We start from the raw sequence: 2,761 nt of genomic DNA, 5'->3' as shown, positions 1-2,761 counted from the left end.
GGTGATGTGCAGGGCGACGATGGCCCAGACCAGCCCGGCAAAGATGCGCTCGAACTGGACCATCCAGGTGGCGTCGGCGAAGCTCAGGCGCAGCACGTAGAACACCACGCGAATCACCGCCAGCGAGGAGAGCAGCGGCAGGGCCAGCGACAGCAGGCTGACGCGTATCCACTGCTCGGCGATGGGACGCGCGACCAGCACCAGAATCACCGCCAGCAGCGGGACGGTGATGCGCTTCAGCCCGCGCCGCCCCAGGTCCCAGGCCCGGCCGGCGCCGATCTGGCGACTGCGCACGATGCGCTCGCCGAACTTCGCCAGCAGCAGGCACGCGGCGAGGACGAGCAGCTGCCACACCAGATCGGGCTGGCGCAGATCGGCCAGCACGCTGCGCCACAAGCTCGCCAGCTCGTGTTGTGTCATCTCACTGCGCTCCGCTCATGGGTTCCGCCTCGTCCCGGTGGCGCTGCCAGTTATCCAGATAGCGCCGCACCAGCGCCGGATTGTCGCGCAGGATCAGCAGATTCTCGGCATTGCGCGCCTGTGCCGACCAGGTGAAATTGTAACTGCCGGTGATGACGAATCCGTGCGCCGTCGCGGCGTCTATCAGCAGCACCTTGTTGTGCGCGACGGCGTAGCGTGTTTCCAGCCGGACCGCAATGCCCTCGGCAGCGAGCTTGGGAACCAGCGAATTCTCGCCTTTGCTCACCATGTCCCGGTCGGCCAGCACTTCGACCGCCACGCCGCGCGCATGGGCGTCCTGCAGCGCCCGGGCGATCGAGCGGCTGGTGAGCAGATAGGCCTGGACATGGATGCTTTTTTTCGCTTCGCCCAGCGCCCGCACGATGGCGCCCTCGGCATCGTCCCAGGGCGTGAACAGCGCTTCCACCGTGCCGGTGGCCGGCAGCGGCGTGGCGCCGGCGCCGGCGCCGACTGTTGCGCTGAAAGACAGCGCAACAGTCATTGCCAACCACCATCCCCCCATCCCCCTTCCCGGGAAAGGGGGTGACCTCGGTTCGCGGCCTATGGCCGCTCCATCGTTGACGATCACTTGGTGCGCTCCAGCACCGCTGCGTAGAAAGCATCGGTGCCATGTTTCTGCGGCGACAGATGCATGTCTTCGCCGCAATCGATGGCGATGCCCTGCGCGGCCAACACCTCCTGCGCCGACAGGCGACGGAAATCGGCATGCGCGGCGAGGAAGGCATTGACGATCTCCTCGTTCTCCTCCGCCAGGATGCTGCAGGTCGCATACACCAGCCGGCCGCCGGGCTTCAGCAGCTTCGCCGCGGCGGCGAGGATGGCCGCCTGCTTGACGACCAGCTCGTCCACGCTCTGCGGCGACTGACGCCACTTGAGGTCGGGATTGCGGCGCAAGGTGCCCATGCCTGAACAGGGCGCATCGACCAGCACGCGATCGGCCTTGCCCTGCAGCCGCTTCACCCGCGTGTCGTTCTCGCCGGAGATGCAGGCCGGATGCACGTTCGACAGGCCGGCGCGGGCGGCGCGCGGCTTCAGCTTGGCCAGCCGCTTGTCCGACACGTCGAAGGCATACAGGCGTCCGGTGGAGCGCATCAGGGCGCCGAGGATCAGCGTCTTGCCGCCGGCGCCGGCGCAGAAATCCACCACCATCTCGCTGCGCCTCGGCGCCAGCAGGATGCCGAGCAGCTGCGAGCCCTCGTCCTGCACTTCGATGCTGCCGTCGAGGTAGGCCGGATGCTTCTGCAGATAAGGCTTGGTCTTCAGGCGCACGCCCAGCGGCGAATACGGACAGGGCGTGGCCGCAATGCCGTCGGCGGCGAGGCGCGCGATCACGCCCTCGCGCTCCGCCTTCAGCGTGTTCACCCGCAGGTCGAGCGGCGCCGGCGTGTTCAGCGCGCGGGCCAGGGCCAGCAGTTCCTCCGGCGACATGCGCGGCGCCAAACGTTCGACCAGCCAGTCGGGAAAGTCCAGTCGCTCGGCCAGCGTCAGCTCCGGTTCCGGCTGGCGCCGGATCTCCGCCAGCCATTCCACCTCGCCCGGCAGCAACGCGCCTTCGAGCTGGCGCTGCGACATGCCGCGCACGCGCGACAGCGAGAGTAGCACCAGCTCGCGCGGCGAGATGCGGCGCGCGCCCGCTGACGCCGCCCCGGGCCTCGGCCCGCGCTTCGGCGTCGAGCCGGGGGCGAGGAAGGCCGGCTCCAGATTCGGCCCGCAAGCGGCGAGGCGCTCCAGCAGGCGCTTCCTGCGCAATACGGCATAGGCCGTTTCGGCGATGAAGGCGCGGTCTTTCGCGCCGCTCTTGCGCGCCCGGAAAAAGGCCGACAAGGCCGCGTCGGCAGGCTGGCTGAAGGTCAGCAAGGCGGCGGTGGCTGCCACCGCCGCGTTCAGCAGGTCGGCCGCGAGGCCTTCGACCGCCGCCGGCTGCTCCGCGCCATGGCCGGTAGTGGTTCGCGCGGCGTCGCGGCGCGGACCGCCCGCGCCCCGTGCCGTGCCGCGCGGCTTGCCGTGCTTCCTGTCGTCGCTCATGCCGCGTCTCGCTTTCCTGCAATGGGGTGGAAGGGAAGGTTCATTATTGCTCCTGCATCTCGATGTCCTGCGCGACCTGGTCGAAGATCTCGCCCTTGCGGTCGGTGAAGCGGATTTTCAAGGGCAGCGCGCGCATGTCCGGCGCTATCCAGAGTTCGATGGTGTCATTGCCGCTGCGAATTCTCAAGCGCGATGCCCGGCGCTCGCCCGTCGGCAGCAGTAGCACTTCTTCGCCGAGGACTTCGACGCGATAGGT

4 protein-coding genes are annotated in these 2,761 nt (G+C 68.6%); all 4 read right to left on the bottom strand.

Annotation, left to right across the window (positions count from 1 at the left end; translation table 11 throughout):
* On the bottom strand, positions 1–420 hold a 420-nt coding region (locus WC493_RS23225; RefSeq protein ID WP_373069021.1), incomplete at its 3' end, for a hypothetical protein.
* 1 nt (position 421) lies between these two features.
* Positions 422–961, bottom strand: coding sequence for a phospholipase D family protein (locus WC493_RS23220; protein WP_373069019.1), 540 nt, complete (start codon positions 959–961; stop codon positions 422–424).
* 83 nt (positions 962–1,044) lie between these two features.
* Positions 1,045–2,505, bottom strand: a complete 1,461-nt coding sequence (locus tag WC493_RS23215; RefSeq protein WP_373069017.1) for an RsmB/NOP family class I SAM-dependent RNA methyltransferase — start codon at positions 2,503–2,505, stop codon at positions 1,045–1,047.
* Positions 2,506–2,548: 43 nt separating this feature from the next.
* Positions 2,549–2,761 (bottom strand): DUF3108 domain-containing protein (locus tag WC493_RS23210; RefSeq protein ID WP_373069015.1); only part of this gene is annotated, 213 nt, incomplete at its 5' end.

The sequence above is a fragment of the Zavarzinia sp. genome (genome assembly GCF_041650655.1).
Taxonomy (GTDB): domain Bacteria; phylum Pseudomonadota; class Alphaproteobacteria; order Zavarziniales; family Zavarziniaceae; genus Zavarzinia.
Note: the sequence above shows the minus strand (reverse complement) of the source record. Positions and strands in the feature narration are given on the sequence as shown.

Coding starts and splice junctions, on each gene's coding strand:
- WC493_RS23220 (WP_373069019.1), bottom strand. CDS start 961: ATGACTGTTGCGCTGTCTTTCAGCGCAACAGTCGGCGCCGGCGCCGGC.
- WC493_RS23215 (WP_373069017.1), bottom strand. CDS start 2,505: ATGAGCGACGACAGGAAGCACGGCAAGCCGCGCGGCACGGCACGGGGC.